Annotated in this window: 7 protein-coding genes; all 7 read right to left on the reverse strand. The window is 46.1% G+C overall.

Annotation, left to right across the window (positions count from 1 at the left end; all coding sequences use genetic code 11):
* Positions 1-15: 15 nt before the first annotated feature.
* The 7 genes from cobT to ACTO17_RS14260 all read right to left on the reverse strand — a co-directional run bounded on the left by cobT (position 16) and on the right by ACTO17_RS14260 (position 6,537).
* A complete protein-coding gene (gene cobT / locus ACTO17_RS14230; RefSeq protein ID WP_482558395.1) occupies positions 16-1,068 on the reverse strand; it encodes a nicotinate-nucleotide--dimethylbenzimidazole phosphoribosyltransferase in 1,053 nt (350 codons plus the stop codon).
* 49 nt (positions 1,069-1,117) lie between these two features.
* Entirely contained in the window at positions 1,118-2,524 is a 1,407-nt protein-coding gene (locus ACTO17_RS14235; protein WP_482558396.1) for a cobyrinic acid a,c-diamide synthase CobB, read from the reverse strand.
* Complete coding sequence (locus ACTO17_RS14240; RefSeq protein ID WP_482558397.1) at positions 2,525-2,926, reverse strand: DUF6483 family protein; 402 nt, start codon at positions 2,924-2,926, stop codon at positions 2,525-2,527.
* On the reverse strand, positions 2,913-3,587 hold the full coding sequence (locus ACTO17_RS14245) for a YoaK family protein (RefSeq protein WP_172539337.1): 675 nt from the start codon (positions 3,585-3,587) through the stop codon (positions 2,913-2,915). Before ACTO17_RS14245 ends, ACTO17_RS14240 begins: the two co-directional genes overlap by 14 nt.
* Before the next feature lie 99 nt (positions 3,588-3,686).
* Positions 3,687-4,076 (reverse strand): thioesterase family protein, encoded by a 390-nt coding sequence (locus ACTO17_RS14250; RefSeq protein WP_172539336.1) that lies wholly within the window; start codon positions 4,074-4,076, stop codon positions 3,687-3,689.
* Positions 4,077-4,488: 412 nt separating this feature from the next.
* Complete coding sequence (locus ACTO17_RS14255) at positions 4,489-6,099, reverse strand: flagellin N-terminal helical domain-containing protein (RefSeq protein WP_482558399.1); 1,611 nt, start codon at positions 6,097-6,099, stop codon at positions 4,489-4,491.
* A gap of 132 nt (positions 6,100-6,231) precedes the next feature.
* Complete coding sequence (locus ACTO17_RS14260; protein ID WP_482558398.1) at positions 6,232-6,537, reverse strand: carbon storage regulator; 306 nt, start codon at positions 6,535-6,537, stop codon at positions 6,232-6,234.
* Positions 6,538-6,851: the final 314 nt, after the last annotated feature.

The raw sequence follows: 6,851 nt of genomic DNA on the forward strand, positions 1-6,851 counted from the left end.
CTTCTCCTTCAGCTTCTATTCCAAAGGCACGTAATCTTCAATCTCTATCTGTGAAAACGTGCTCATTTTCTCGTAAATATGTAAGCTCATGTCCAACAGAGGGAAAAATGCCACTGCGCCTGTTCCTTCTCCCAGGCACATATCGCACATCAGACTCGGCTCCTTGCCTATGGCTTCTAAAACCATAGCCCCTGCCGGCTCTTTGGACACATGAGAAGCAATGATATAATCTCCGGCCTGCGGGCACAGTTTTACCGCCAGCAACGCAGCCACCCCGGAAATAAAGCCGTCTACCACCACCGGCATACGGCAGGCGGCGGCGCCCAGATAAATTCCGGCAAGACCTGCCAAATCAAATCCTCCTACTTTTGCAAGCACATCCACAGGATCGTTCCGATTCGGCTGATGCTTTTTCACAGCATTTTTAATCACCTGAATCTTGCGCTCCAGGCCCTCCGTTGTGAGCCCTGCGCCTTTTCCCGTCACCTCTTCCACCGGCTTTTCCATTAAAACGCTTGCCACTGCGCTGCTGGTTGTGGTATTGCCAATTCCCATCTCTCCGGTGGCAATCATGTGATATCCCTTTTCTTTCAATTCACAGGCAAGCCCAATCCCGACTTCAATTGCGCGCACCGCTTCCTCTCTTGTCATAGCCGGTTTCACCGCCATGTTTTTCGTGCCATAGGCAATTTTTCTTTTTTCCACTCTGGGCGTATCCACCGCCATTCCGATATCAATGGGAAAAATGTCTGTTCCTGTATCTTTGCACATAATTGCCGCACAGGATTTCACGTCCAGAAAATTCTCCGCCACAATGGCCGTTACCTCCTGCCCGGTCTGAGTCACTCCTTCTGCCACCACTCCGTTGTCTGCGCACATAATCACCAATGCTTTTTTCCCCAGCTGAATCCGCTCCGTTCCCTGGATTCCTGCAATCTGAATCAGGCTGCTTTCTAATTTGCCAAGGCTCTTCAATGGTTTTGCGATGGAATCCCACCGCTTTTCACAGATACGGCCTGCCCTTTCGTCCAATGGCTGAATTTGTTTTAAACATTCTTCTAACTTCATCTGCTTCTGATATCCTTTCTGACTGTTTCTGATTTCGGAGCCTTCCGCCTCATATCTGCCCCGCCTGCCGGTTCTGAAACGCTCTGCATCGTTCTAAAAATCTCTGTGCAAACTTCGGATTAGAATAATAATACAGATGGGGAAAACCTGCCGCATAATGTGCGCCGCCCCGGATACAATCCCATTCCCGGCTCCCAAAGGGCTTCGTTCCATGGTAAGAGCAGCCGTTATCGGTACAGTCATAATAGTGAAATTCGTGGGCCCGAATTGTCTCCCCCGGCAAAAGTAACTGCCCTTCTTCCCTGGGAGTCAGGGTGATATAGCCAAACCGCCCCAGTTTTCCGGTGTTGCGGACTTTGCCCGGACAGACGCCCGCCATAGGCCAGGCTTTGCCCTCCATATCCTCCATGGATTCCTGCAGATACATAAAACCGCCGCACTCCGCCAGATAAGGCATTCCTTCTTTCAGGCGGGAAGAAATCTGACGGCGCATGGCATCATTGCCGCTTAATTCCCGTGCAAATAATTCCGGGTATCCTCCGTAAAATATCATGCCTTTAATTCCAGGAGGAAGCTGCCTGTCATGCAGCGGAGAAAAAAATACCAGTTCCGCTCCCATCTGCTCCAGCAATTCCAGGTTTTCCTCATAACAGAAACAAAATGCCTCGTCCCTTGCAATTCCGATTCTGACTTTGGGAAACCCTGTCCGGACCGGCTCTTCTGACACAGGCAGGGACTTCGCTTTCCCGGCGCATTCCAAAATTCCATCTATATCCAGTGTTTCTTCCAGTAACTCGGCTAATTTCTCCAGCTTTTCCTGCAGTCCTTCGATCTCTTCGGGCATCACAAGTCCCAAATGACGGCTCTCCAACGCCAGTTCCGGAGATTTAGGCACATACCCCAGCACTTTTACCGGCAGCAGTTCTTCTATTTTCTCCTTCAGGACGCCATAAGAGGACGGCGAGATCTGATTTAAAATCACCCCCGCAATTCCGCTGTCTTTTTGAAACTCCAGAAATCCCTGTATCAGAGGAAGAAGCGACAGACTCATTCCTCTGGCATTTACCACCAGAAGCACCGGAGTGTCTGTCACCTTCGCCAATTCATAAGAAGAAGCAACTGTGGTCACGCCGCCGGCTCCGTCATAGAACCCCATCACTCCTTCCAGCAAGGAAATATCCGCCTGAGCCGCCCCCTTTGCAAACAACGCTCTGGTTGTTTCCCCGCCGGTAAAAAACAGATCCAGATTCCGGGACGGTATACCCAATACTTTCCGGTGAAACATGGGATCGATATAATCCGGGCCGCATTTAAATGAAACCGGGCGCAGGCCCCGGTTTGCAAAAACCTTCAGTAATCCGCAGGTCACCAGCGTCTTTCCGCTTCCGCTGGAAGGAGCTGCTATCATAATTCTGGGAAATTCTGCCTGCCCCAATGATTCATCATTCTTTTTCATTTACCGATTCTCCAACAGCGTTTCCGCCAGTTCACCATATCCATAAAGTTTCATTACTCTCAGAATTCCCTCTTCCACCTCTTCTCTGGAATAATCGTGTTCTTCCAGGAAATCATTGCTTTTGGAATTCAATAAATCATAAAATGCCAGGGCCACTTTCAGGTTTACCATGGTTTCTTCTTTATCCCAGTCATTTTCTTCCAGATTTTGATAGAGCATATTCTCTGCTTCGTTGATTTTCCCCACATCCGCCAGGTGACATAACCGCTGATAAAAATCCTGAGAGACTCCGTCCAGAAAAATCAGTTCCTCCTCTGTTTCCTGGTCTTTATGAAAAATCAGCATGACAATGGTCCGCACCATCTCATGAATGATCCGCATCATATAATCATTTTCTACCATACCCTTCCTCCTTTTGAAACATCATGAAAAATACAATCAGCAGCAGGCCGCTGGATATCCAGATTGCCTTCTGGGCCAGAACCATCGTCAGAACCCCGCCCAATGCTGCCCCTGAAATAAAAATTCCGATAAATCCATAGTATAGCAGGCTTTTTCTTCCTGTCTCCGGATTTTTAGTTAAGCGATAGCTGCACCACAATTCCGTTGCAGTTCTGAGATTGCCGATGCACATGGTAGTGGCATATGCGCTCCCTTTTAATTTGCGGAAACTCTGCACCTGCATGGCGCATACAAACGAAACCAGCATATTTGCCAAAAGATTCACCTGCCGGGGCATAAAACCTACGGCAAACAGGGTCACTGCCTCCAGAAGAAGCACAATCTGTCTCCAGTGGATCTTTTCAGACCGCCCGTAAAGGCTTCGGATCTTCTCTGCCGCATAAATCCCCAGGGCAAATGCCAGCACCGGCAGCAGATAACGTATCCCCAGATACCAGTTCCCCATAGCAAAATTCTGTCCCATCAGCACCATATTTCCTGTCTGGGCATTGGCAAATACCTCGTCCCTGCAGTTGTATGTATAGGCGTCCTGAAACCCGCCGGAAATACACAGCAATCCAATTACAACTGCTGATTCCGACATCTGTCCTCTGCGTTCCATTTTCCCACTCTTTCTGAAATCTGTCTCTGTGTCAATGTTTCATACCCGATCATCTGCCGCTGACCGGTCTGCAGTAATTCTTTGGAAACGGTTCAAAAATCACTTCTGCTTTTTCTTATCCGCCTTACTCTGAAATTTCGTTTCTTCTATCATAAAGCGATCATGGACTGCCGCTCCGATTTTCCCTGTCTCGTCAAAAGCCGTAATGGAAAAGGTCAGTTTCCGTCCATCTATCTTAGTCAAAACCGTTTCACACCATACCTTCATTCCCACCGGCGTAGGCGCAAGATGCTCCAGATTCAGCTGAATCCCTACGGTTCCCATGCCCGGTTCTAAACTCTCGGCCACGCTTTTCCATGCTGTTTCCTCCATCAGCGCCGCCATGCGGGGCGTTGCAAGCACATTCAATGTTCCGCTTTTGTGCGCCTTGGCCGTATCTGCTTCCGTTACTGTAAATTCCTGATATCCTTTGATTCCTGTTTCCAGCATCTTTTTCTCCTTCTTTCTTCTGTTTTGCCGCATGCTAAATCATGCCTGACCTTTTCAAGTTTACCACAAAAAATGTATTTTTACTACTGTTACATTGCCGGTTCTTCTCTAAATAGCGAACGTGTGATTTTGGGCCGCGGACAGAATTACCGGACATATTTAATATTTGGTCGAATGGGTACTCTCAAATATACTAAAACACATATGAAAAAATATTTCAAGGAAATTCACTGGTGATTTGATATTGAAAATGTTCCAACATTGGAGGATATCTGACAAGATTTGCTTATGGCCTGTCCAGAATTGGAGCCGAAACCAACTAATAAAAAAGAAAACGGCGCTGCGCCCGGAGCAACTTACTCCAGGCACAGCACCGTTCTTTCCTGCAAGATAATGAAGAAAATACAAATAATTACTGTAATAAGGACAATACGCCCTGTGTTGACTGATTTGCCTGTGCCAACATGGACTGACCTGCCTGTGCCAGAATATTGTTTTTGGAATATTCCACCATTTCAGAAGCCATATCTGTATCGCGAATTCGGGACTCTGCTGCTGTTGTATTCTCTACAACGTTATCCAGATTTGCAATGGTATGCTCTAAACGGTTCTGAATAGCGCCAAGCTGTGAACGCTGTTTGGAAACCACTTTAATAGCATCACTGATAGTATTAATCGCCTCTGTGGCATCATCTTCTGTCATAAGTCCCGTTTCTTTCAATCCGTCAATTCCGATTCCTGCTGCAGAAATGGATTGAATTTTAACCTTGATTTTATTATCAATCGCAGATTCTGAACCCACATGCAGGTTGAATTCCAGGTCATCGTTAACACTAACCGTTTTGGGTTCTGTAACTTTTACCCAGTCTTCAATCTGGTCTGCGCCGATTTCTGTTAATTGTGGATTTGCGCCCGTAGTATTCCTGTAGATTCCGCCCTGATATACTCCATCTTTAAAATATGCGGAAACATCTGTAATTTCCTTTCCATCTTTATCCACCAATGGATTGCTTGCAAATGTAAAGTAATCGCCTAAATCAGCTTCTGCAATCTTATCTGTATCTACCTGAACTCCATATTCATTGCCTGCTGCATCTGCCGCTGTCTGATAGAGAACTTTTCCTTCTTTATACTTCAGTTCTCCGTCAACCACTTCAATGTAATCGCTGAGAGAACCTTCCGCTGCATCTGTCTTTGCTGTAGTAACCAACCAGCCATCGTTTTGCAGATCTGCAGCTGTTTTCACTCCGGCAGCCGCTCCTCCGGCAGCCGCTGCTACACCATATGCTGCTCCGGCAACTTTCTCTGTTACATTTCCATCATCATCCACGTCAAAATAATCACTAAAATTAGCCGCAGTTACTTCAATTGTATCACCCCAGGTACCGTCAGCACTTACATACAGATGATTTGCACCAGCTCCCTGATCTGAGAAAGTAATGGATGCTTCCGCCGCTTTCACATCTGCTGTTACCGCATCTGTTTCTCCACCTGCATATGCATCCTTGCCTGCAACGGTTGCAAATGTAACCTCCTGCGCATCAATAGCCTGTTGGGTCATCTCATACTTATAATCGCCGATAGTTTTCGTGGTAGGTTTTCCCGCATCGCCTTTTAAGAGATAAATTTCATTAAATTTTGTAGTTTCAGATACACGGTCAATCTCTGTTACAAGCTGATCAATTTCATCCTGGATTGCCTGGCGGTCGTCTTCACTGTTAGTTCCGTTGGATGCCTGAACTGCCAGTTCATTCATACGCTGCAGCATGGAATGAACTTCCGTCAGTGCACCTTCTGCTGTCTGCACTGCAGAGATTCCGTCCTGTGCATTGGTGCTGGCCCGATCCAATCCGCGAATCTGCTTTCTCATTTTTTCTGAAATTGTAAGACCTGCCGCATCATCTGCTGCACGATTAATCCGATAACCAGAAGAAAGCCTTTCCGAAGATTTGGACTGCTGTCCTGTAGTGATTCCCAACATTCTGTTAGAATTCATTGCTGTAAGATTGTGCTGTACTACCATTGCCATAATATGTTCCTCCTTGTTCTTTCAATGCCGCAAATCCGTTTGCGTACATGTGGCGCTGCCGTTTTAAAGACAGCAAATGATTTTTAACATATTTCCATAATTTTTATAATAAGCGGGGGCCCTAGGTTACCCCCACATATTACCTTTTGCAAATGCTTTTTCCCGTTTCGCCCGTTTCCTCTCTTCCATTAAAATGGCTTTAATCTGCATTTTGGCTTCAGGCGATAACTCCCTGTCTTTGTGATGGCGGACTTCATTGCCAGGATCAGCAGCCATTCCGTATTTTTCCAGAGCCGTGCTTCTTGCAATGTTTACAGACTTAGGGGCATCCACCAGGAGATGTCCGTTATTACTGCTTCCACCGGTATAAACAACCTTGATTTCATCTCCAATTAACAAATACTCTCCTGCTTTCAATGTAAGTTTCAGCATTATTCATAACCTCCTTGTTGCTCATCATTCTCCATAGGAGCAAATTGTTCACCTTCATGACTAAATTTAGAATGCAACAGTTTATATCAAACTGTTGCATGGATGTGAAACCCCCGAGAATCGGCGGAGTTTGAGGATATGTTTTTCGAATTATTTATAAAAATTTTTAAAAATAGAGGTTAAGTATGTTAAGAAAGAGCCGATATAATCTATGAAAATCGGGTAGGAGGTAGATAATTATTTTATCTACCGACCTCCCACACCACCGTACGTACGGTTCCGTATACGGCGGTTCCTTAGTTTTCACATACTTT

The sequence above is a fragment of the Petralouisia sp. genome, from assembly GCF_056822245.1.

What these genes read in the sequence shown, in the direction of transcription:
- cobT (WP_482558395.1), bottom strand. Translation starts at nt 1,068, where the DNA reads ATGAAGTTAGAAGAATGTTTAAAACAAATTCAGCCATTGGACGAAAGG.
- ACTO17_RS14235 (WP_482558396.1), bottom strand. Translation starts at nt 2,524, where the DNA reads ATGAAAAAGAATGATGAATCATTGGGGCAGGCAGAATTTCCCAGAATT.
- ACTO17_RS14240 (WP_482558397.1), bottom strand. Translation starts at nt 2,926, where the DNA reads ATGGTAGAAAATGATTATATGATGCGGATCATTCATGAGATGGTGCGG.
- ACTO17_RS14245 (WP_172539337.1), bottom strand. Translation starts at nt 3,587, where the DNA reads ATGGAACGCAGAGGACAGATGTCGGAATCAGCAGTTGTAATTGGATTG.
- ACTO17_RS14250 (WP_172539336.1), bottom strand. Translation starts at nt 4,076, where the DNA reads ATGCTGGAAACAGGAATCAAAGGATATCAGGAATTTACAGTAACGGAA.
- ACTO17_RS14255 (WP_482558399.1), bottom strand. Translation starts at nt 6,099, where the DNA reads ATGGTAGTACAGCACAATCTTACAGCAATGAATTCTAACAGAATGTTG.
- ACTO17_RS14260 (WP_482558398.1), bottom strand. Translation starts at nt 6,537, where the DNA reads ATGCTGAAACTTACATTGAAAGCAGGAGAGTATTTGTTAATTGGAGAT.